The organism is Bradyrhizobium sp. Unk1, from assembly GCF_059512345.1.
In genome coordinates this window covers 218,915-241,273 of record NZ_JCAMOP010000009.1, presented here as the reverse complement: position 1 = coordinate 241,273, position 22,359 = coordinate 218,915, and the positions used below count along the sequence as shown (strand labels likewise).

20 protein-coding genes and 1 pseudogene are annotated in these 22,359 nt (G+C 60.7%); 11 read left to right on the top strand and 10 right to left on the bottom strand.

Features of this window, described 5'->3' with window-relative positions; translation table 11 throughout:
• Nucleotides 1-75: 75 nt before the first annotated feature.
• Together AC5ZFO_RS14355 and AC5ZFO_RS14350 are read right to left on the bottom strand one after the other, a co-directional pair.
• Nucleotides 76-684, bottom strand: a complete 609-nt coding sequence (locus AC5ZFO_RS14355; protein ID WP_496122178.1) for a UbiX family flavin prenyltransferase — start codon at nucleotides 682-684, stop codon at nucleotides 76-78.
• Nucleotides 681-2,035 (bottom strand): annotated as a pseudogene (locus tag AC5ZFO_RS14350) (UbiD family decarboxylase); the annotation flags it as partial. The gene AC5ZFO_RS14355 and the pseudogene AC5ZFO_RS14350, both read right to left, overlap by 4 nt.
• 199 nt (nucleotides 2,036-2,234) lie before the next feature.
• Between AC5ZFO_RS14350 and ubiT the strand changes: the two are divergent.
• The gene (gene ubiT, locus AC5ZFO_RS14345; RefSeq protein ID WP_282523971.1) at nucleotides 2,235-2,774 is read left to right on the top strand and encodes a ubiquinone anaerobic biosynthesis accessory factor UbiT; all 540 of its coding nucleotides are present in this window, start codon (nucleotides 2,235-2,237) and stop codon (nucleotides 2,772-2,774) included.
• Nucleotides 2,774-3,772 (top strand): peptidase U32 family protein, encoded by a 999-nt coding sequence (locus tag AC5ZFO_RS14340; protein WP_282524002.1) that lies wholly within the window; start codon nucleotides 2,774-2,776, stop codon nucleotides 3,770-3,772. The genes ubiT and AC5ZFO_RS14340 overlap by 1 nt, the downstream gene beginning before the upstream one ends.
• Before the next feature lie 129 nt (nucleotides 3,773-3,901).
• Here AC5ZFO_RS14340 and AC5ZFO_RS14335 read toward each other — a convergent pair whose 3' ends face one another.
• The 3 genes from AC5ZFO_RS14335 to AC5ZFO_RS14325 form a co-directional block, all read right to left on the bottom strand.
• The gene (locus AC5ZFO_RS14335) at nucleotides 3,902-4,225 is read right to left on the bottom strand and encodes a hypothetical protein (protein ID WP_496122177.1); all 324 of its coding nucleotides are present in this window, start codon (nucleotides 4,223-4,225) and stop codon (nucleotides 3,902-3,904) included.
• A gap of 525 nt (nucleotides 4,226-4,750) precedes the next feature.
• Nucleotides 4,751-5,011 carry a hypothetical protein gene (locus tag AC5ZFO_RS14330; protein ID WP_282523969.1) on the bottom strand — a complete coding sequence of 87 codons (261 nt, stop codon included), beginning with the start codon at nucleotides 5,009-5,011 and terminating at the stop codon, nucleotides 4,751-4,753.
• Nucleotides 5,012-5,193: 182 nt separating this feature from the next.
• Nucleotides 5,194-5,937: an SGNH/GDSL hydrolase family protein gene (locus AC5ZFO_RS14325; RefSeq protein WP_282523968.1), complete on the bottom strand. Its 744-nt coding sequence runs from the start codon at nucleotides 5,935-5,937 to the stop codon at nucleotides 5,194-5,196.
• 164 nt (nucleotides 5,938-6,101) lie between these two features.
• Between AC5ZFO_RS14325 and AC5ZFO_RS14320 the strand changes: the two genes are divergently transcribed.
• The 6 genes from AC5ZFO_RS14320 (at nucleotide 6,102) to AC5ZFO_RS14295 (ending at nucleotide 12,050) form a co-directional block, all read left to right on the top strand.
• Nucleotides 6,102-7,334 (top strand): hypothetical protein, encoded by a 1,233-nt coding sequence (locus AC5ZFO_RS14320; protein ID WP_282523967.1) that lies wholly within the window; start codon nucleotides 6,102-6,104, stop codon nucleotides 7,332-7,334.
• Between the two features lie 5 nt (nucleotides 7,335-7,339).
• On the top strand, nucleotides 7,340-7,924 hold the full coding sequence (locus AC5ZFO_RS14315) for a protein-S-isoprenylcysteine O-methyltransferase (RefSeq protein ID WP_282523966.1): 585 nt from the start codon (nucleotides 7,340-7,342) through the stop codon (nucleotides 7,922-7,924).
• A gap of 203 nt (nucleotides 7,925-8,127) precedes the next feature.
• A complete protein-coding gene (locus tag AC5ZFO_RS14310; protein ID WP_282523965.1) occupies nucleotides 8,128-8,325 on the top strand; it encodes a hypothetical protein in 198 nt (65 codons plus the stop codon).
• An 88-nt stretch (nucleotides 8,326-8,413) separates the two neighbouring features.
• On the top strand, nucleotides 8,414-9,103 hold the full coding sequence (locus AC5ZFO_RS14305) for a hypothetical protein (protein WP_282523964.1): 690 nt from the start codon (nucleotides 8,414-8,416) through the stop codon (nucleotides 9,101-9,103).
• A gap of 701 nt (nucleotides 9,104-9,804) precedes the next feature.
• Nucleotides 9,805-10,218, top strand: coding sequence for a Rap1a/Tai family immunity protein (locus AC5ZFO_RS14300; RefSeq protein WP_282523963.1), 414 nt, complete (start codon nucleotides 9,805-9,807; stop codon nucleotides 10,216-10,218).
• A gap of 215 nt (nucleotides 10,219-10,433) precedes the next feature.
• Nucleotides 10,434-12,050 carry a B12-binding domain-containing radical SAM protein gene (locus AC5ZFO_RS14295; RefSeq protein WP_282524001.1) on the top strand — a complete coding sequence of 539 codons (1,617 nt, stop codon included), beginning with the start codon at nucleotides 10,434-10,436 and terminating at the stop codon, nucleotides 12,048-12,050.
• Here AC5ZFO_RS14295 and AC5ZFO_RS14290 read toward each other — a convergent pair.
• A complete protein-coding gene (locus AC5ZFO_RS14290) occupies nucleotides 12,030-12,947 on the bottom strand; it encodes a lipid A biosynthesis lauroyl acyltransferase (RefSeq protein ID WP_282523962.1) in 918 nt (305 codons plus the stop codon). The genes AC5ZFO_RS14295 and AC5ZFO_RS14290 overlap by 21 nt on opposite strands.
• 310 nt (nucleotides 12,948-13,257) lie before the next feature.
• Between AC5ZFO_RS14290 and AC5ZFO_RS14285 the strand changes: the two genes are divergently transcribed.
• Nucleotides 13,258-13,842: a hypothetical protein gene (locus AC5ZFO_RS14285; protein WP_496122176.1), complete on the top strand. Its 585-nt coding sequence runs from the start codon at nucleotides 13,258-13,260 to the stop codon at nucleotides 13,840-13,842.
• Nucleotides 13,843-14,056: 214 nt separating this feature from the next.
• The gene (locus AC5ZFO_RS14280; protein WP_282523960.1) at nucleotides 14,057-14,839 is read left to right on the top strand and encodes a response regulator transcription factor; all 783 of its coding nucleotides are present in this window, start codon (nucleotides 14,057-14,059) and stop codon (nucleotides 14,837-14,839) included.
• A 55-nt stretch (nucleotides 14,840-14,894) separates the two neighbouring features.
• Here the strand turns inward: AC5ZFO_RS14280 and AC5ZFO_RS14275 are convergent, their stop codons facing one another.
• The 4 genes from AC5ZFO_RS14275 to AC5ZFO_RS14260 form a co-directional block, all read right to left on the bottom strand.
• Nucleotides 14,895-16,247 carry an HlyD family type I secretion periplasmic adaptor subunit gene (locus AC5ZFO_RS14275; protein ID WP_496122175.1) on the bottom strand — a complete coding sequence of 451 codons (1,353 nt, stop codon included), beginning with the start codon at nucleotides 16,245-16,247 and terminating at the stop codon, nucleotides 14,895-14,897.
• A gap of 116 nt (nucleotides 16,248-16,363) precedes the next feature.
• Nucleotides 16,364-18,100, bottom strand: a complete 1,737-nt coding sequence (locus AC5ZFO_RS14270) for a type I secretion system permease/ATPase (protein ID WP_496122174.1) — start codon at nucleotides 18,098-18,100, stop codon at nucleotides 16,364-16,366.
• 141 nt (nucleotides 18,101-18,241) lie between these two features.
• Nucleotides 18,242-18,817, bottom strand: coding sequence for a hypothetical protein (locus AC5ZFO_RS14265; RefSeq protein ID WP_496122173.1), 576 nt, complete (start codon nucleotides 18,815-18,817; stop codon nucleotides 18,242-18,244).
• 149 nt (nucleotides 18,818-18,966) lie between these two features.
• Complete coding sequence (locus AC5ZFO_RS14260; protein ID WP_282523957.1) at nucleotides 18,967-20,400, bottom strand: hypothetical protein; 1,434 nt, start codon at nucleotides 20,398-20,400, stop codon at nucleotides 18,967-18,969.
• A 363-nt stretch (nucleotides 20,401-20,763) separates the two neighbouring features.
• Between AC5ZFO_RS14260 and AC5ZFO_RS14255 the strand changes: the two genes are divergently transcribed.
• Nucleotides 20,764-21,609 (top strand): hypothetical protein, encoded by an 846-nt coding sequence (locus AC5ZFO_RS14255; protein ID WP_496122172.1) that lies wholly within the window; start codon nucleotides 20,764-20,766, stop codon nucleotides 21,607-21,609.
• The last annotated feature ends 750 nt before the right edge of the window (nucleotides 21,610-22,359 follow it).

The window sequence follows — 22,359 nt, the reverse complement described above, 5'->3', positions numbered from 1 at the left end:
CGATCGAAGTTCCGCTTGGCCGCGGCTCGATCTGTTCGAGAGTCCGGGCTAGGCGCGCTGTAGTGCGGCGCAGCATTAGGGAATTGGGCGGCGCGCGCTATTATCTTCGCCGGCCCATGCCTGCGCTGGCGCCGACACGCCGGGCAGGTCCAGGAGATTGATGGCGCGGCAGGCGATCTGGTCGACCACCTCAGCCAGAGACTGCGGCTTGAGATAGAAAGCCGGTAGCGGTGGCGCGAGGATTGCACCGCTTTCAGTCACCTGCGCCATCGTGCGGAGATGGCCGAGATGCAGCGGGCTTTCACGCGCCAGGAGCACCAAGCGGCGCCGCTCCTTGAGCTGCACGTCGGCAGCGCGTACCAGCAGATTGTCGAGTTGCCCCCAGGCGATGGCGGAGAGCGTACGGATCGAGCAGGGGGCCACGATCATCCCGTGAATCGGAAACGAGCCGCTGGCGATGCAGCTACCGATGTCATGGTGAGCATGGTAGCGAAAGGCCAGGCCGCGCAGACGCGCCGGCGCGTTGGCGTCCACCTCCTCGGCAAGCGTGCGCTCCGCTGCCGGCGAGATCACGAGGTGGAGGGCGCAACGCGGATCTTCCGCGAGCCGTTCGACAATGCGAGCGCCGATTGCAGCGCCTGAGGCCCCGCTGATGCCGACGATGACGCCCAGCCGCTCGCTCATGCCAATTCCCGTGCGACGTCCATGAGGCCGAGGCGCGACCACATTGCATCGACCCGCGCGATCACGTCGGGATCCATCGCGAGCGGTTCGCCCCAGAGCCGTTCTGTCTCCGGCGGGATTTTTGTGGTGGCATCGATGCCGAGCTTGCCACCGAGTCCGGATTTTGGAGAAGCAAAGTCGAGATAGTCGATCGGCGTGTCGGTCAGCGTCACCAGGTCGCGCGAGCTGTCACTGCGAGTCGAGACCGCCCACATCACCGCGCGCCAGTCGCGAATGTCGATATCGTCGTCGACCACGATCAGCAATTTCGTATAGCTGAACTGCGGGAGCATCGACCACAGGCCGAGCATCAGCCGTCGCGCCTGGCCCGGATAGCGCTTCTTGATCGCCGCAATCGCGATGCGATATGAGCAGGCCTCCGGCGGCAGAAAACAGTCGACCACTTCGGGAAATTGCTGCCGGATCAGCGGCACGAACAGTCGGTTCAGCGCCTCGCTGATCCGCGATGGCTCGTCCGGCGGGCGGCCGGTAAAGGTCGAGAGATAGATCGGTTGGCGCCGGCCGGTCACGGCGGTGACGCGCATGACCGGAAAGTCCTCGACCGAGTTGTAGTAGCCGGTGTGATCGCCGTGGGGGCCCTCGGGCGCCGTTTCGGTTGCCGAAACAAAACCCTCGATCACGATCTCGGCTGCGGCCGCAGTTCGGAGATCGTCTCGGGCAGCGGCAGCACGGAAGCCAGGACGGTCGCGGGATCGGCGCCGATGACGACCGCCACCGGCATGTCGCGGCCGAGTGCTTTCCACTCGCGGTGATGGCGTGCGCCGCCGCGGTGAGCGAGCCAGCGGATAATGGTGCGGTTGCGGCCGAGCACCTGGATACGGTAGACGCCGACATTCTCTTCCTGATCGGCGGCTGCCGATTCCGGTGGCACCGTGATGACAAGCGGCCAAGTGATCAGCGGCGCGGGTTCGCCCGGCCAGCAGATCTGCACCGGCAGCCTGCCGAGGTCGATGTCGTCGCCCATGGCGACGCAGTCGTGGACCGGCGCGGCTGCGCGCGTGCGGGGCCGGGTCGCGAGCGCGGCGCGCGCCAGCGGAAGCTTGTCCCAGGCATCCCGCAATCCGTGCGGCGGGCGCGGCGCGCGCAGTTCGGCCATCGGCGCGCCGAGCTCATCGAGGCGATCCGGCGTAATTCCCATACCCCACGCGATGCGTTCGACCGAGCCGAAGACGTTGGTGAGAAGCGGCATCTCGGACGGCGTGCCGTCGGCCTTGATCGGCTGCTCGAACAATAGTGCAGGCCCGTGCTCGCCAAGCACCCGGCGGTGGATTTCGGTGATCTCATGGACCACCGAGACTCTCTCGCGAATACGTCGCAACTGCCCCTTGCTCTCGATGAAGCGCAGGAAGTCGGACAATTCTCGAAAGCGCGGGACATCACGCTGCAAGTGAACGAACTCCTCTAGAATAGGCAGAGCTAGCCGGGATGATTTCCGCCTTCATTGTACCGGCTCAAATACATCCGCGCACAATCCGTCCAGATTTGATCCCATGAATGCTCCGTCCGTTGCGCCGTCCGGCCCTTTGCCGGTCATCCCGCCACTTGTCGCTGTCGCGATGCGTCCCTTGCCGCTGCTTCCGCTGCAGCGCGTTCTATCAGGCTTCTTGCAGCGGATATGCCAGCGCAATCCCGCGATCTTCGATCGGCTTGGCGAGCATTCGCGCGCGCGGTTCGGCATCAGACCAACCGACCTGCCGTTCGCCTTCGTCGTCGAGGCGGCGCCGCCACACCTTACGGTGGTGCGCGACCTGCCGCGTGATCTGGATGCGCGCATCTCCGCCTCGCTCGCCAATCTGCTGGCCCTGCTCGAAGGAAAGGTCGACGGCGACGCATTGATGTTCTCGCGCGAGCTCGTGATCGAGGGCGATATCGAGGCGGTGCTCGCGTTGCGCAATGCAATCGACGACGCTCAGCTCGATCTCGCGGCGGAGCTGTCCTCGTTGCTCGGCCCGCTGGCTGGCCCCGCAAGGCGCGCGCTGGAGGCGGCGCGCGACAGCCTGATCGGCGGGTCGCGGAGGCCGTTCAAATGATGGAGCTGATCTGCCCCGCCGGTACCCCGGCTGCGCTGAAGAGCGCCATCGATGCCGGCGCCGAAGCGGTCTATTGCGGATTCAACGACGAAACCAATGCGCGTAACTTTCCGGGCTTGAATTTCAGCCGCGACGAGCTGCGCAGGGGGATCGCGCTCGCGCATAGAAGCGACGCGAAGGTGCTGGTTGCCATCAACACCTTTCCGCGTGCTTCCAGAGTCGAGCTGTGGCAGCGCGCTGTGGACGATGCGGTGAGTGCCGACGCCGATGCGCTGATCCTCGCCGACATCGGCCTGATGGACTACACAGCGAGGCGCCATCCAAACCAGCGCCTGCATGTCTCGGTGCAGGCGGCGGCCGCAAACCCGGACGCCATTGCCTTCTATGTCGAGACCTTTGGCGCCCGCCGCGTGGTGCTGCCCCGCGTCCTCAGCGTGCCGGAGATCGCGGAGATCTCGCGCGAGGCGGCTTGCGAGACCGAGGTCTTCGTGTTTGGCGGCCTCTGTGTGATGGCGGAAGGACGCTGCTCGCTGTCCTCCTATGCCACCGGCAAGTCGCCGAACATGCAGGGCGTCTGCTCGCCCGCAAGCCACGTGGCCTACGAGCAGACGCCGCAGGGAACGACGTCGCGGCTGGGCGGCTTCACCATCAACCGGTTCGAACCCAGCGAGCCGGCCGGCTATCCGACGCTGTGCAAGGGGCGCTTTTCGACGGAGCAGGCCAAAGGCCTTGCCGAGCGTCAACCCGAACAGCGGGTCGCTTTTCTCGATCGGGGCGGCCTCCAAAACAGCAGTAAATTTTGCGAGTGGCCATACGCCCTCACCCGTTCCGGGAGACCAAATTTTGCGGCCGAGCGCGCCATCCTGTCTGAACTTCGCGGGATGGAGGTCAGGCCCGAATCTATAGATCGCGGTCGCGCTCGTCTTTCTGTTAATCTTGGCGCTCGGCTTCTCTCCCTTACCCGACCTGAGGCTGACCGGCGCCGGTCAGGAAGTTGACCATCACTGGGTTTGGCGCGGCTCCGGTGAGCACGCCCACGCCGGTCACCGACGGCAAGATGCCAGCTAGAAGGTCGTGCGACGAATGCCCATTTTCCGCCGGATAAGCCCGGCGGTGCGACCACTAAGTCATTGATTGTTTTCAGCCCGGGGCTGACTCTTAATCAGCGGGTCCCAGGTTCGAGCCCTGGTGCGCCCACCAAATAAGATCAACGACTTGGGACGTTTGGGGATCAGAACGGGCCCCGCAGTTGCGAAATCGGCTTGATCCGCCTGATAAACTCGCGTGAAAATCAAACTTTCATGATCATGCGCTTGTCCATGTTCTGTACCTTCGCGCGCTGAAGTACAGCGCGCAGACCACTTGGTACAGATCGATTGCGTGAGCTGCTTGGTACAGATCGATTGCGTGAGCTGCGCGCTCAACGATGTGAGCATCGGTTCAAAGGCCATCTTCGAGCTCAGGGCCGAGATGGTCTCGCAAGGAGAACTCGGATGCGCCGTCGGCGCGATATTGTCCTCGAGCAGCCGGGGCAACCAATTTTGCGTCTATGGAAAGACGGAGAGGTACGTCAGGGTCAAGCTGATGACCACCGAGCCATTGGCAACAGCTCTAACGTCCTAGTACTCGCCGGACGCAAAGCATTCTGATTTCGTTAGTTTGGTGTAGTTGCTCAGCACTCGGGGGATCAATGGAGCCGAGAGTCTCGGTACTAAACTTCGTTTCCAATTCTGAAGCCATGCAGATGCAAATCTGCAAGCAAGCGTCCGTCGAAAAGCCGCCTTGCTGCGCGCAACCGTTTCGGCACGCTGAGAGAAACTGCGGTCGCCATTCTGCAGCCGTGGCGATTGTTATAAAATTGATAGCAACCATCGTCAGAACTGGGAGAAACGCGGACATTGCTTCGCTTCCCTTTTTTAGTTTGTCGAGGGGCGCTCTAATTCGACCCTATCTTTTTCGCCTCTAGCAACATCCAGCTACTTGCGTAGCTGTCCCCTGAAGCGGAACCACAAATGACCGATCAGTGATAGGACTATGGCGGCCAGAATTATCGGGAGCCAGATCGACGTGGTTATGATGAACAAGGATATGATCACCGCACGTCCAAAGACCGATTCGGTGACCGGATTCTTAAGACGAGCGAAATAGGCGTAGATAATAAAGATGGTGGTTGGCACCATCCACGCGGCGACAAGCACCAGTAATAGGTCAACAAGTTGGCTGGCATAATGGTGCATGAGCGCACCTCCTGACAGCGTCGGCGCGAGTTACTGTCACCGTTGCGAGAGATGCGGTGATTGTCGACGATAATTGGTCTTTGTTCGCGTTGGTGGGCATCTGTACGCTCGGCATCGCTGTCACGGCCGGTGCCCAAACTCATGCGAACCCACAGACTTCGATTCGCTTGAGCTCGGGCCTCTCAACGCGCACTCGTTGAGATTGCTCGGGCAAGGGCTCGTCCAATGCAATCATAACCATCGGCGGTGTTGTGCAATCCGTCCCACGTTACAAGCGCGCTTTGCGCAACTCCGGCACTGACCGAGTTTCGCATCAGCGCAAAACGAGAGAATAGCCCGACCCGTTCTTGTTTTGCGACATCGATGATGATGTCCTCCATTGTCGAATAGCCAGCTGAGGCGAGCACCTGTGGCGCATATTGCAGATCCATCAACACGACATCGGCAGACCCCGCCTTAAGTGCCCTTACCCCTTCAAGAACGTTTCTTTTGAGCCCTTGGTCCGGTCGGCCACCCCAGGCGACGTCATTGGTACCTAATTGCCAGATAACGAGATCAGGAGTGTGTGCGAAAACGTCACGCTCGAACCGCGCGATGTTGTTCGGAATCGTATCGCCGACTCGACCGCTGTTGATGACCTCGATCGTTGCGTTGGATCTAAGCCTCGAGAGTTCTCGGCGCATCACCTGCGGATATGTGGCCGCGGACCGAAGTACCCAGAGCCCCACCGTCGACGATGATCCGATCGCGACAATCTTTAGCGGCGCACCAGATCTCAAGCGCGCCGCCGTGCGCGGCAATTGTGCGCCCAGCGAGACATCCAAATTTGCAGCAAGGCATCTCTCGCCAGATGATGCCTCGTCCTGCGCTTGAGAGGGCGCTATGCTGGACAAACCGACAATCACGGCAGCACCGATCGACGCCATTGTTCGAGCGGTTCGGCTTACGCATGGCAGAACAAATCGACCCATGTTCCCCAATAACTGGTCGATTCTCTCTTGACAACCCTTGGCTTCAAACGTCTGTCTTTGATTGCAGGTCGATTGACGTGTGGGGAGCGAGCAGCACGCATGAGTCCGGGGATAAGACAATGTCCGGCAAGCCTGTAGCGAAACGGTTGGTATTCCATATCGGCGGCTATGATCCAATCACGTCGCATGCCAGCGCGCAACGACGCTTTGTGCGCGAAATTGCGAGGTTCCAACGTACTTGGTCAGTGAAAGCGGCCGTTGACGGTTTGCATGATACCGCCGACCAGATACGATGGAATGTGACGACAACTGGCCCCGATTGGCTCGTCGAAACCGATTACCGTCTGGTCCGATGGCACGACGTAATTGAGGCCTTCGGGGGTCGAAGCATTGGCTCACGCATTTCCGTCGGGAGTCTTGCGTTTCTGGATTTCGTTCTGACCGGCACTCTTTGGCGGTACTTGCTGACCAATTGGCGCTACGCACTTTTCTTTCTCTATCCATTCGTCACGTTCGGATTGCTCATCGCGGCCGCCTTTTTGATTGGCGTGGCTGCATTCAAGATCACCGGATCCATTCCTATCGCTACCGGTGGCGGTTTCTTCGGAATCGTAGCCGTTTTGGCGGGCCCGTGGCGCTGGCTCCACCTGGGCGACTTGTTCGACGATTGGATTTTTTCTCGCGAGTATATTCGATGCGGTAATTCGGAAATTGAGCAGAGACTGGACAGATTGGCCGCCGAGCTCGTGGCTGCGGCGAGCAACTCTGCCGCAGACGAAATCTTGGTCATAGCGCACAGTCTTGGCGCCGTACTTGCGGTTGATCTGCTTGATCGCGCCTTGAAGCAGGACCCTGAACTCGGTCGGAATAAAACTCCCGTCACGTTCTTGAGCGTTGGATCATCCATACTCAAAGTCGGCCTGCACCCGAAAGCAACACGCTTTCGCGCGACGATGGAACGCGTCGCCAAGTCGCGCGCGATCTTCTGGGGCGATTATCAGGCCCTCGTCGACCCGTTGAACTTTTACAAGAGCCGGCCGATGGCCGAAATGGGCTTGTCGACAGAGAACGAAGCGACCGTCAGGGTCGTGAGATTCAGTCGAATGCTCGACGACGAGATCTATCGACGCATCCGCCTCCACTTCTTCCGTTTGCACAACCAGTTCGTCAGCGGAAATGACAAGCGAACATCGTATGACTACTTCATGCTGACTTGCGGACCTGTTTCAGCCAAATCCCAGACGCTCGCCCCGGATGGCGCCGTGTCGATGATCGCTGACGACGGAGGACTGATTGCGAGCGCGGCGCTTTCGGAAGGCGAACTGCCAAGTCGTCCGGGCGCGGCGGCCTGATTCAAATGACGCCCACTATTTCGAAAATCATTTTCGTTGCCTTGGCGATCGGCTGGTACCTCATACGCTACAAGTACGCGCGGCGTTCCCGCCGTGCGAGGATTGTGCGGAGCGCTCGCGGCCCGCTGGAAATTGCCCTCCTGCTTACATCACTTTCGGGACTCGGACTTGTTCCGCTTGTCTACGTAGCGACAGGGATGCCTCGTTTCGCAGATCACAACTTTTATCCCTGGTTGGCTTGGCTGGGGTCTTTCTTTGCGATCGCGGCTTTGAGCGTGTTTCACCTGACACATCGTGCACTCGGCCGGAATTGGTCGGTAAGTCTCGACGTGCGGGAGAACCATGAACTCGTGACGGAAGGGATTTACCGGAGAGTTCGACACCCGATGTATTCGGCATTTTGGCTGTGGGCTATCGCCCAAGCATTGCTGCTGCCGAATTGGATTGCCGGTTTTGCAGGCATTGCCGGCTTCGGGATTTTGTTCTTTGGCCGCGTTGCAAGAGAAGAGCGAATGATGTTGCAGGCGTTTGGCGACAGCTATCGCGAGTATATGGCGCGGACCGGTCGGGTCTTCCCGTGGATACTCTGAGGTAGGTTCCGGCGCGTCCGTTGTGCCCACGGGAGTGATTAGGAACCAGACGCGTCATTTGCGTGCCATTTCCGCAACATACGGTAGAAAAAGCTGCCGGAGCCGCCGACTCCCCGGTCTAATCGTTGGTGTCGTGGCGAGTGTCAGGTTATTCCTATGCGTGTCAGGTGAATCCAATCGCTCGCGAACAATGGTGAGATCCGATGTTGAAATTCGTTGTACTGGGAATTGCTTCGTTGGCCTTCGTGGGAACCGCAGTTGCTGCGGATCTGCCGCGGCCTCAGCCGGTTGCCGCCGCGGCGCCCGTTGGCAAAGCTCCGATCGGCAAGTATCCCGTGGGTAAGAGCCCGGTGGGCAAATATCCGGTTGCCGCCCCGGCCCCGTTGGTGACCAAGGGTTGATCTGACTATCCATTCGTACGCCAGTGGCGTTCGTTTGGGGTAGCAGACTACCTGTGGCATGGGATCTTGGATCCAAGAGGATTCGTGGATGGCGGGAGTGATTCGGAAATATCCGGGTCTAGAGCTTCTTGCAAAGGCCGCCATGCTGGCGGCCTTTGTGGGCTTGGGGACCGGGATCAGTAGCGCGCAACCACTCGTGGCGCGTACCGACCAGCAGCAACGGGACGTTCTCCCCAGTTCGGCGACGAAGCATGCGGCGAGCATGGCTGCTGCTACGCCGTCGATATCCGATGTAAAGCCAGCTCGAAGAGCTGTCGCCACGGGTCCCTACTACGTTGATTTTCGTGCCCGCACGGCAGCAACGTACGGTCATGCATTCGTCTGGTACGGAAAGACGAGCGAGAAGAAGGTCGAGGTCGCTGGTCTGGCTCCGGCCGGCGACGAGGTGCCCTATCTCCTGGGACACATCATGTTTGTCCCTTCTGAGACGGGAGCGACCTACGGTGATCTTGACGAGCAATATCTGACGGCCAGCTATCGCGTCTATTTGTCTGAGGCAGACGCCAAGAAGGTCTTTGCTTATATCAAGCGCCAGCAGGAGTCTTCGCCGCTCTGGAATGCAGCAACGGCAAACTGTACTGCCTTTATCGGCCGCATAGCGACTTTTATGGGCCTCAACGCTCCGTTTCATCTGCTAAAGCCTGAGGAATACGTCAACAAACTCAGAGAGCTGAACGGGGGGCGAAAAACGGTGCAGCTTGAATCCGGTCGAGGCTAGAATCCTCGGACCGAGTTCATCCGGTTTTCCTTGCGTCAGGATAGGGGTGAGGTCTTCAAGAAATTCAAGCAAGCTTGTTCTTTGAGGATGCGGTTCGATACGACAAACATTCGTGCGCTGCCTCGCTTGGTTGATGAATAGGCCGGGAGATCATCGGAACGTCCGTGGCGCTGCGCTGCAAGGCAGTCCACCTCCGCTTGGTCGTGGCTAAGCTCTTGTTGGAAACCGTTCTGAGGGTGAAGTCCTCCTTGGCGTAGTTGAGGAAGGTTCGCAGAACTTGTCGTTGCAGACGAAGGTCACCGCTTAGGCCATGGTTCTGCGTCGAGGCCGAGCATCAACATCAATCGACCTCTGCACGTCGCGTACACACGGCAGGACAATAGACGCTCTCCGCGCCGGATCGGGATCTGTACCATCAGCACGCTTGTCGCCGCCGATGCTGATTCGCGATCATGATCGCGGTGTAGCCGACCTTTGCGGTGATCACGGCGCGTAAAGCTGCGTGTTGTCAAGTCAACAAGCGCTCTTTCAGCTTTGTGGAAATGGAAGAGCTGAGTTCACTTCGCTCCTATTTGAGCGCGGTGGATCAGACGCTTTTTTTGAGCTAAGCCGTCTGAGCCGCCTGGAACGGCGCGGGCGGCCACTCTATTGCGGCATACTGAATGCAGTAAGCTATCGCGCCGTTGTTTCGGGGGACGCGGATGCGGGTTCATATTATTGTTGCCGGCCTAATCCTGTTGGTCATCGGGAAGGCCAGCGCCACGGTTGTCGATAAAGCAACCGACGCGCAAAAGTCTTGCGAACTGCTTGTTCAGAACTCGTTTCGCAATCAGGACGAAGCTCGGTCCGCTGGCGTATGTGAGGGAATGATCGAGACTGCGATGCTCTTTTCACCAAATCTGCCAGCTAACGTGCGTGCATGCCCCCCCGCGCAAGGCAGCGCTTTGCAAAGTGCCAAGGTTTTTCTGCGGTATCTTGATAATAATCCGGATCGAGTGAAGGAACCGGGGATCACCGTCGCCATCGAAGCATTCAGGGATGCTTGGCCCTGCCGTGGGGACGACGCGTCCACCGGAACTGGATCGAAAATGCGTGCCCCAAAAAAATCCAATTAGAACGCGTATCTGCAGATACTGGTGCTAGCCTTACGGTCCGCGATGTTCGCGTCAGGCTAGATTGTTTCGCAATGCACTACCGCCGAGGTGCGCGAACTGAACCGCATTGCACACCTCCACGATCAGCACTCGACGCCTTATCGACGAGCGGAAGCGAACCCTTGAGCCCCGATAAACAGCGGGGCATTGTGCCATCAACGCCCGGGCTGGACAGCATGACAATCCCCTGCCGCGTCCTGATGATCTATCCGAAGTTCGTTCCGAATTCGTTTTGGAACTATGCGGAGGCCTGCGAACTCGTCGGCGCGAAGTATCCAACGGCGCCGCTCGGCCTGATCACCGTCGCCGCTATGTTGCCGAAGCATTGGGACATCCGGCTCGTCAACCGCAATACCGAGGCTTTGACAGAGGCGGACCTCGATTGGGCCGATCTTGTGATGATCGGCGGTATGCTCAACCAGCAACCGGATGCCATCTACCTGATCGATCTCGCTCACCTGCGCGGCAAGCCAGTATGTGTCGGTGGGCCGGACGTCTCCTCCAGCCCGCATCTTTACGCGGACGCGGATTTTCAGGTGATCGGCGAGGCCGAGCATGTCATCGAGCAGTTCATCGCCGCCTGGGAAAGCGGCGAACGCAAAGGCGTGTTCATCGCCGAGAAATTCACGATAGATGTCACGCTGAGCCCGATGCCTCGCTACGATCTTCTCAACTTCGATCACTATCTGTACATCGGCCTGCAGTATTCGCGCGGCTGCCCGTTCACCTGCGAGTTCTGCGATATTATCGAGTTGTATGGTCGCGTGCCGCGTACCAAGACCAACGATCAGATTCTCGCAGAGTTGCAGGCCCTCTACGATCACGGTTATCGCGGGCATGTCGATTTCGTCGACGACAATTTCATCGGCAACAAGAAGAACCTCCGCACCTTGATGCCTCGGCTCAAAGCCTGGCTGGAAGACCACGACTATCCATTCGAGTTCTCAACCGAAGCCTCGATCAACATCGCGGACGACAGCGAGTTGTTGCAGGCAATGAAGGATGCGAACTTCTTCGCGATCTTCGTCGGCATCGAGAGCCCGGATCCCGAGACGCTCGTGCAGATGAAGAAGAAGCAGAACACCAGGCGCAACATCGCCGAGTGCATTCACAAGATTTACGGCTACGGCATGTTCGTCACCGCTGGCTTCATCGTCGGGTTCGATAGCGAAAATGCCTCGATAGGACAGGCAATGGCCGACCTCATCGAGGAGGCGAGCATTCCAGTCTCCATCGTTGGACTGCTTTATGCGCTGCCTGGGACGCAGCTTACACGGCGGTTGGCCGCGGAAGGCCGCTTGCACCAGGGCCATGACCTCATGAACGTCGAGCAGGCGGGCGATCAGTGCACGCTCGGCTGTAACTTCGATACCAAGCGTCCGCTTCGTGACATCCTTGCCGATTACAAGGCCGTGCTCGGGCACGTCTACAGTCCGGCAGCCTATGCAGGACGGCTGTCGCGTCTCGCAGCCATGCTCGACCGGTCCGACCGGCGCCGCGATCTTCCGGATGGCGATGTGCGCAAAAGGCTTGGCGGCGTCGACAGCGTACACAAGATCATGCGGGCCTTGCCGAAGGTTCGTGAGCCGTTCTGGAAGACCTTCGTCGACGTCGCCGAGACCAATCCAGGCGCGCTGCGGTACATAGTGATGCTGATGGCGCTGTACATGCACCTCGGGCCGTTCTCGGAACGCGTCATCGGCGAGATTGACCGCCGCATTGCCGAGTTGGACGATGTTCCTCTGCCGAGGGCTACGGCGGTTGGCCAGGTGCTACCGCCAGCGACGGTGTAGCCACAGCCACTGGTCGGGATATTCGCGGATCCAGCCCTCGATGACCGATGTGACCGCCTGCATCGTTCCCTGAATGTCGATTTGTCCGGCGGCATCGCGGACCGGCTTCACTTCTTCAGACAGTTCGCCACGAAAGCGCTGTCCGGGCAGACGGGTGATGCGCACGCCGTGAATTGGGCACTCAATCTGCCGGACCAGCCGGGCAAGCAACGGATTGGCCCGGGTCTTGCGGCCGAAGAAAGTGACCTCGACGCCGTTGGTCAGATACTGATCGACCAGCATTCCAACGTGCTGGCCACTTTTAAGGGCCTCGGCAAGTCTTAAGGGCGCGTCACGACCCGCTGGAATGAGTGTGCCCATTTTCACGGCGCGCAAATCCTGGATGATGCGGTCGGCAGACGCGATGTCGGGTCGCCGATACAGGATCGCGGTATCCAGCCCGTGCGCGACGGCTGCCAGGGCCGGAATTTCCCAGTTAGCGAGATGACTGGCAAAGATCAGCGCCGGTTTCCCGTCGAGCCGCAGCTGCGTAAACAGATCATACGAGCGCTTGTCGATTTCGATCCGGCTATCCTCTGGCCGCGCGGAATCGTAGTTCCAGATGTGATCAAGGTGCGCGAATTCGGCGCCGACTCGACCGAGATTGTCCCAGACGCCTGCGAGAATGGTCTCGATCTCCGCAGGCGATCTTTCCGGAAATGCGGCGGTTAGATTGGCTCGACCGGTCTTTTGCTCCCGCATCATGGGCCCGATTGAGCGAGTGATCCGAGCGAATAAGTTGGCGGTCTTGGTTGGATCGAAATAGCGAGCGGTACGCAATATTCCGATCGTCAACGCGCCCACCGCCGCTTGGCCCAGGGGCTTGGTCACGTCGCGAAGTCGGGGCCTGGTCCGCATTGAAACGACAACCTTGGCTTACACTTTCGACTTTCCATGGGCTTCAGCGCGCACCATCATACCACCGACACGCGATGCGATCAAAGACACCGATGGGGTGCGCAGGGCGTATTGGGTTGCCGAATTTGGTCGATCTGAGATCAGCGCTTCAGCCCTTCCTTGCTCACCTGCAATTCGAGCCGGTCGATGGATGGGCCGGACAACGGCGCGCGCTTAATGGGCGCTTAATGCTTTTGCGCAACAGATAGATCACCAGCGCGGAATTAGTCCTAGTTACGAGTGCGAGCCGAGCTCCTGAGGAGGGAATCGGATGGGACTGCTTTTTGTCGGAGTGCTGGCAGGAGTGCTGATCGGCTTTGGCTGGTTCGCGCCTTCCCGAGGGTATTTCCTCGGATGCGCGTCACGCCCCTGTTTCGCTGTCGCCCAACCCGCGCAGCCAATGCCGACGGCGTTGGCGCAAGAGCCTGCGGCTGTCAGATCGAGTTCCGCAACGCCGGCAAGGCCCGGCAAGACATCATCTCCGAAATCTCCGAAGAAGCGCGGATCGACCGACCTTGCCAAGGCGGCGTCCCCGCGGACGATGATCAGCGTCCCGGCACCCGAACGGCCCGCGGAAACGTCGGATCCCGCTCTGGACAAGGCGAAGGTTGCGATCGCGACGCAGATGGGGAATCTGGAAACGGCCGAATTCAGCGATGTGAAGCGCGCAATGCGAAAGAACATGCTTGGACGCCGCGTCGATACGATTTGCGGGCGCGTGAAAGGAAGAAGCGCGTCAGGTAGCGAGACTGACGAGACGCCGTTTCTGTATCTCGTGAAGGAGGATGAAGCATATGTCGTCGACGGCAAGTCAGGGTCGGCGGCGTCAACGGCGTATCGAAATATCTGCAAATAGAGGATGCGTCGACTGCGCCACCGCGCGGTACACGTCCAAATGATTTGAGCGGAAAGAATTTCCACCCAGACGCCAGGTGATCCCGCAGTGGATATGGCACCAACGGCGGCTCTGCGCCGCTCTCGTGATGATGCATTCAGGTTGAATGCAGCGGCAGGGGAGACGCAATACGGAATGGGAATATCGCGGAAGTTCTTTTCATCTCGAGGAAATCATGCACGACATAACCAGTACCTCGAAACGACTCAATGGCTCGCTTCACTTGCCGGTTCTGGTGATTATCGAGCCGCTCCTGTTGCCTCGCACATGCATTCTGAACGTCCTCAGGCGGGAATTGGACGAACTTGAGATCCTTGACATGGCATCGGTCCAAGGCCTGGACTGCACGTCAGCCCGCGATGTTCGTCTGGTGATGCTGAGTATCGCGAACAAGCCCATCGGCGATCCCTCGGTTGAGGACGATCTCGGCTTCGTTGCGGAGTGTTGTCCCAACGCCGCCGTTGCAGTCCTGTCAAACCTTGACGACGAGCCGACCGTGCAGGCCGCGATGCAGCGGGGCGTGCGCGGCTTTCTTTCCACCTCGCTACCGATCGAGATCGTCATAGCCGGCCTGCGCCTTGTTCTTGTCGGCGGCGTCTACAGGCCGTTGCCCGTGGCCGGGATGAACAGGATACCGGACTTCGAGCCGCCGGATGCGCGCGGGCTTACGCCCGCATATCTGATGAATGATGGAGCCAGAGCGGCTATCGAGAGGAGCGTGACCGATCTCACGCCTCGTGAGCAACAGGTTCTGGCGGAACTGGAGCTCGGCCTGCCCAACAAGCTGATCGCCGCCAAATTGGGTCTGTCGGAAAGCACGGTCAAAATGCACATCCAGCATATCATGAGGAAATGTGCCGCGCACAATCGCACGGAAGCCGTCCTCCGCTGGCGCGGCCGGTTGCCCGCGCAGAGTCGCGATCACGACCCCGGCGCGGCTCTCATGCGGGAGACGTGAAGCATGATCCGGACCCGGAAAGTGCAATGACGATCGACCCCGATCTCACCGCGCTTTAGTCCTCTCTGAAGGCACCACGGAAGCTGTCGAGCAGGGGCCTGAGCGCGTAGAGCGCCACGGTGCCGCGCCCCGTCGTGATGAACACCTGAACCGGCATGCCGGGGACGATCTGGATGTCGTTCGCGACGATCTGCCCGTCGTCGATCCGGATCCTGGTCGCGTAGTATGGCTGGTCGGTACGCTTGTCGAGCAGCCGGTCTGCGGATACGTGCACGACAGTTCCCTTCAGGCGAGGCACGCGACGCTGATTGTACGGTACGAGTTGAACCTCGGCATTGAGGCCGGGATGAACCACATCGATGTCCTCGGGCCTGAGGCGCGCGGTCACGATGAGGCGGTCTTGCCGGGGCACCAGGTCCATGAGCGGAGCGCCCGCTGCGATGACGCCGCCGACCGTATGAATCCGCAGATCGGTTATCACGCCGTCCTCGGGCGCCTTGATCTCCGTTCGCGATAGCTGGTCCCTGGCCGCAAGCAACCGCTCGCGGAGCTGGAATATCTGGTTCTGTGCCTCACGAAGCGACTGTGCGATCTCGTTCTGCCTTTCGCTCTCGAGCTTGAACAGGGTGGCCTGCTGTTCGCTGATGACCTGCCCGGCGCGGGCAATCTGCGCGGCGATCTCGCCGCGGCGGCCCTCGACGTCGGCCAGCTCCCGCTGCAGGTTCAGAAGCCGCGGCCGCCGTTCGAGTCCCTTGTTGACGAGGGTCGCGACCATATCCAGTTCCTCCCGAACGATGTCGACGCGCTGCCCGGTGGCGGTTTCCTGAGCCTTAAGACCTTGGATTTCCTTCTCGACTTGACCCCTTCGTTCGCGAATGACCGCAAGCTGCGACTCGTGAACCTGCAGGCGTGCCTGAAAAATGAATTGCTGCGCCGACACCGCAGCGGCAGCCACCCCGCTCTGCTTGCTGTCCTGTTCCAGCGCGTCCGGGATTGCGATCCTCTCGAATCTCTGCTGCTCGGTTTGAAGCCGTGCGGCACGAGCAGCTGCATCCCAAAATTGGCCTTGGAGGCTTTGCATCTCCGAGCCGGCCCGGGTGTCGTCCAGCTCGATCAGCGTTTGGCCGCTGCGCACGATATCGCCATCCGAAACCAGGATCTTCCTGATGATACCGCCTTCCAGATGCTGAATCGTCTTGCGGCTCGATTCCGATTCCACGACGCCGGACGCGATCGCGGCGCTCTCAAGAGGCGCTAGGCTCGCCCATGTCCCAAGCCCCAGCATGAAGCAGAGCACCATCAGATTGCCCGCGACGGTGATGCCGCGAAGCCTTCCGCGCGGAGAGGTCGGCGTGGGCGTCGAACACCATGGAAATTCCAGAGGTTCGAAATCGTCGATTGCGGTCACCACGACGCCAGATCGCCGGGCGGGCGGGGGGCTCGCCGGCGCTCGCACGAGCTGGCCCCAGATCATGGGAAGTCTCGAGACGGCGGGATGTTTCCAGATGGTGAGAGAGTTCCAGATCATGGCGCTATCTGCGAAGTAACCTGGGGTCGGCTCAGGTGCCGTTCAAAGATGTCCTCGCTGTCGCCGAACGCGGCGACCGCACCGCCCTCCATGATGGCAATCTTGTCCGTGGCGGCGAGGAGACCCATCCTGTGGGTGACGACGACAAGGATGACGCCTGCGAGCTTCATGTGCTCGATGGCATCCAGGAGCATTCGCTCGCCCCCGTAGTCGAGGCTGGCGTTGGGTTCGTCGAGAACGACGAGGCGTGGACTGCCGAAAAAGGCGCGGGCAAGACCGAGGCGCTGCCGATACCCGCGCGAGAAGGTTGCTTCGCTCTGAATCACCGTGTCGTAGCCCAGCGGCAGGCGCATGATCGCCCCATGGATGCCGACGAGCTTGGCCGCTTCGATGACCTTGCGCCGGTCGGCATCTTCAAGGCGTGCGATGATGTCGTTGATCGTGTCGCCGAGCAGGTTGATGTCCTGGGGGAGATATCCGAGACGGTCGCCTTTTAGGCCCTCGCGAAGCAGCGAGACGTCGGTATTGTCGAGCGCGACACGGCCATGCGTCGGCATCGACAGCCCGGCGATCACCTGGCCGAGCAAGGACTTGCCCGACCCGGACGGACCGATGATGCCAAGGCATTCTCCGGGCATGAGGCTGAACGAGACGCCGTTCAGGAGAAGATGGTTGGTCCCCGCAAGCCTCACGCCGACATTGTCGACGACGAGGCCGCTTCGCGCCTGCAGCGGAGAAACTTCCGCGCTCTGCTGCCGGGCGACGGGGAATGCGGCGAGAAGTGCGCCGAGCCGCTGACAGGCGCTCATGGCCGTCACGAGTGATTTCCAGCCTGCGACCGCACTTTCGACCGGCGCGAGCGCCCGGCTGAACATCAGCGTGGAAGCAAAGATGATGGCCGGACTCTTCCCGTGATCGAGGACAAGCCATGCGGCGGCCCCCATGATCAGGACCTGCGACAGCGCGCGAACCGGCTTGGTGGCCAGTGAGACGATCTCGCCTCGCCGCAGTGCCACATCGTGCTCTCTGCGGGCGTGCCGCGCGTCACGGTGGATCATGCGCGCAGCGCTATCGAGCATTCCCATGGCGCGGATCATGTGGATGTTGCTCGCCGCAGTCTGGAGGCGGCCGCAGCTGCTGGACAGCGCGGCGCCGGATCTGAGCAGAGCGTCTTCCGTGACCAGCTCTCCGGCAACCGTGAGCGCGAACAGGAAGGCGACGCAGCAGGCGCCCACCACGCCAAGCAGGGGATGGATCAGAAAGAGGACAAGGAGGAACAAGGGCGCCCAGAACGCGTCGAACAGCATCGTACATGCGCCGGACTCGACGAACTGGCGCAGCACGGTGAGATCCCGATACGCGCCCGACGCTTGCGTCCAATCGCTGCGAAGCGCCGATTCGAGGCCGGCCGAAAGCACGCAAGGACGAAGGCGATCGTCGAGCCAGGCACCAAGGCGTCCAAGGACGGCGCGCCGCAATGCATCGAACACGCCCCCGACGACCACCGTGATCGCGACAATGAGCGTGAGCAGGAGCAACGTGTCGCCGCTCCGGCTCGACAATACCCGGTCGTAGATTTGAAGAAGATAGATGGAGGGCGCGAACAGAAGCAGGTTGTAGCTGCAGCTATACGCGAACACGAGACCGAGCGGTCCCGCGCAGGACCGGAGGGCCGCGTGCAGTGGCGTCCCGATCTGCGGCAGGATAGGCAACCGGATGGGCGGCATCAGCATGATCGTCACCGCCTGAAATCGAGGTCCGGCGCACTTGACCGATGGCCAACGCAATCCGGCAACGGCATCGGTAAATCATTGGCGTGAAATCCAGGACCGGCGGCCGCGGCCGCCGGTCCCACCAGTCGGACGAGCGGCTGGTCAGAGCGTATCGAGATGGAAGGTCACTCCGCCACCCCATGCGACGTTGCCGTCTCCGCCATCGCCGCCGATGCCGGCCACAACTTCCTGGTGCTGGTCCACCATGACCTTGTTGATCTGGGTGGCATCCGTATTGGCGTAGACCTTGGAGGTATCGTAGCCGCTGTAGGATTTCTGGCTTCCGTTCGACTCGGCGTCTCCGCCATGGGCCTTCGAAAAATACGAGGCCTTGGCGTTTGCGCCGCCGGCATCCCAATCCGCCGTCTGTTTGACGTGATCGCCGGTGTTCACGTGCACGTCGGCACCTTCCGCCTTGTTGGTCGGATCGAAGTTGACAGTCGGCTTGCTGATGATGGCTCCCTTGAAAGTACCGTCGCCGCCATTTCCGGCACTTTGACCACCGGTGTCGATCGATTTGACTTTGATCGTATCCGAGATGTTGATTGCCTTTGGCATCATTTGAGGCCTCCGTCGTTTTGTTGGCTGTCGTGCAACATCCATCCCGATCAGGCGGACGCGCGCGGCAAGTCTGATCCGCCCACGCGCGAAGGCGATAGATGTCAAATCGGACACCATCCGGTGTGGTCGACCTACGTACGAAAGTATGGCGTTCGTCGCGCAACACCGGAGCTCGAGACGTCCGGGAGAGCCCGCAGGGGGAGCTTGCGTGTGCAGAGTGTCGACGCAGCTCGCGATCGGGCTTGTGCTAGCGTCGCGATGCTTCGCTAAGCCATCAGGTGAAGATCCGACAGAAGATGGGCGGAAAGATCGCCGCCCAGCGCGAGATTGCCGTGGCCGCCGTCCCCGCCAACACCGGCGGTCTGGACCGCACTCTGGTCGATGTGCACGTTGTTGACCTGATCGGCTACGGCCGTCGAATGTGGACCTGCGATTGCGATGTTGATGGGTGCATAGATCGCGACGCTGACATCGATCAGGCTGCCGGAAAAATATCCGTTGCCGCCATTGCCTGCGCCGTTCGAACCGGTCGCGATCGTATCGGAGCCGCCCCACAGATGATGGGAGAGAAGGCTTGCGTGGCCGCCCGCTGCGGCGTCGTCGTTGCCGCCGTGCCCGCCAATGCCGGCGATCTGAACCGCGGATTGATCCACGGAGACATCGTTTATCTGGACCGCGTAAGTGCTGGAGCCATAGCCCGCGATTGCGATGTTGATCGGGTTGTACATTACAAACGAGGTATGGACGAGTTCACCGTAGAACACGCCGTCACCGCCATTGCCGGCTTGGCTTCCGCCCGTTTGAACGCCAAAGACGCTCCCTCCGTTGCTTGATCCCCAGCTGGGGTCGAGCGTCATGACGCTGCCGCCGGCGGCCAAATTGCCATGTCCGCCACTTCCGCCGACGCCCGCTATCTGGGTGGCCGACTGATCGATGTCCACCGTGTTCGATTGACTTGCATGCGCAGTGCCGCTCGAGGCCGCCACCGCAATATTGATCGGATGATAGATCACCACGGGAGCGTCCAAGATCGCACCCGAGAAATAGCCGCTGCCGCCGTTTCCGGCGCCGTTGTCGCCGCTCGCGATCACGCCGGCGCCTGAGGACGTACTGACGCTGCCTCCCGATGCAATGTTGTCATTGCCGCCATGGCCGCCGACGCCGGCCATCTGAAAGGCGGATTGATCGACATTCAAATTGTTGGACTGGTTGGCCAGGGCGACCGAGTCGTATCCCAGGCTCACCGAGATGTTGATCGGTTGATAGATCAACAGGGACGCGTGAATGACGCTACCGTAAAAGTAGCCATCTCCGCCGTTCCCGGCCGTGTTGGCTCCGCTTTCGACCGTAGCAATGCCCATCCCTGATGCGCCGGAAGCGGGCGTAGTAGACGAAACATCAGGGTCCGCCGCAGCGTGGTTGCCGGCGTGGCCGCCCGTGTCGCCCACCGATGTGGGATGTTTGGCTTGAATCGGGTCGGAGTCATGATGCTGGGTATTCGCGCCCGCGGCGTGCGCTTCAGTACCTGCAAATTGACCTGCAGACGGGCCGGGACCATGGACCAGGGCGCCACCGCCGACCGCCTCGGTCACGAACGGGGCGCTCGGTCCCGGACCCGCTTCGTCGTCGCCATCGTACCCATCGTGCCGATGAGAGGCGTGATGCAGCCGGATCCCATCCGACATCCGCGAAAAATCCATCGTAGCCTCCCTCATCGCAATCGCTCCACGCAATCGGACGGGTCCTGCACTCCGGACGGAATGTCATCCCGGGAAGGTCGAAAGCCCAGTCGTCAGTTCGGATATAGCGTTTCGTCTGGCAGCCGTAACATCGGCTACATCCGTTCGGGTAAAGTTACAGCCTTTGCAACTTTGCGTGGGCCGATGCTCGAAAGTGCGACCCTGAGGGGATGGCGAAAATGGACAATCGAGCTGACGGCCAGGTCGCCTGCATCTCGCCTGCGGCCAAAATGAATCCACCGCGTTGCCGGATTTAAGTCGCATTGCGACCCAGGTCGCGGCCAAAGCTCCCGTCCGGGCGGGGGCGCAACACCGGGGTTTTTCATGTCCGGTCATTTGCGAATTTGTTGCGCCACTTTTGCTTTTCTTGCAGGTCTCTCGACATCATCCGCGTTTTCGACCCCTCTTTCCGAACTCTTCAATGCCGGTCCCGCCACGGCCCCCGCGCCCGCTTCCGCGGAAGCGGAGTGCTTGACGCGGCCCGGCAAGTCGACCGCCGATGGCCAGCACTGGGTCTATCGGGTGGAAGGCCAGCGCAGATGCTGGTTCCAGATCGCCGAAGGAACAGAGAAGGCGAAGAAGCTGGTTCAGCAACGCGCCACCAAACATCGTGTCGCCGCGGCCGAAGAGAACCAGACCGCGGCGCGCAAGCGGAAGGCGGTGGTGGATGCGCGCGCGGAGCTGCCGCGCTCCGCACCTGCGGATACGTCCCGGCCGAGCCCGTCCGTGCCCGCGCAGGTGGTTGATGCCAGTCCCATCCTCGCCACCGGGATCGCAACCCGCGCGTCGCCGGCCCCGCTTTCCAAACGCGACCGGCTCACCGGTGACGAGATCACGCCGCGCCAGGTCGACGTCCAGGTCGACGTGGAGGCACTCCTGGCGGCGGTGCCGGCCGCCAGTGACGTGGTTGCCGCCTCGGCGGCGCCGCTCGCCTTGTCCGCCGCAGAGGCGGGCGATGACGGACGGGTCTGGACCTGGCTTGGCATGCTGCTGATGGCTTTGGGGCTTGTCTCCGTCTTGAGCGCGAGTCCAACCATTCGGTGGGCCGTGCTGCTGCACGAGCTATCATTCGCTTGCCAGCGGCTGCTGCTGGTCAAGACGCGACTACGCGGGGGGGCGGGGGTCAAGCGGCCATTCGGCCTGAACCGATCGGCTCCGGCCGCAAGCTGAACAGCTGAGACGGTCTTTGGTTCAGGTCGGACTTTCCGAACAGGCGTCAGGGCCCGATCTTGAATCGGCGACGGCGATCCATTGTCGTGCTCAGGCATGGAGGCCTGCTTCTACGTCCGCCCGAACAGCCTCAGCGTCCGCAGGTCTTCGCCATCCAGCGTTACATATTACAGAGACGGTGCACTTGGTTCATGGGTCTTCGAATCCGCGAAAGCGGCCGCGGATATTGAATGCACCGTAATCCCCGCTTCAAACATGCGTGGATGCGGGTCACGCAACGGTGAGTGCCGTTCGCGCAGCCGTGATTTTCCATCGCGTGTCTTTTCTCAAGCGCATACCTACGTAATCCTTGTCCAAAAAAATTCGAAGGAAACGCTTTCAACAGAGCAGCCGATTCTGGCCAGCGCGAACGCTCCGGACGAAAACAACAACCGTTCGGAGCACGACTATGATTGGATTCAGGACTTCCATTATTGCAGCGATGATGTCGATTGGCGCGATAGGCTCTGCAAGTGCCCAGTGCCCGACGTGGGCGACTCAAAATCCAGCTTCGTTTCAGGCGCAATATCCCAACAGGGATATATTGAACGACTGCGAGTTGACGCCAGCAGGCAGAATGGGCCTCGAACTCCCCGGCGGCGCGGCTCCCTGGTTTGGGCGCAACAGGGCTTATGGAGCAATGCCTGGCGTTGTTCAACACCACAGCTTTCAGCACCGATCGCGGTGAGGATCTGAAGGCTTCTCTTGTCG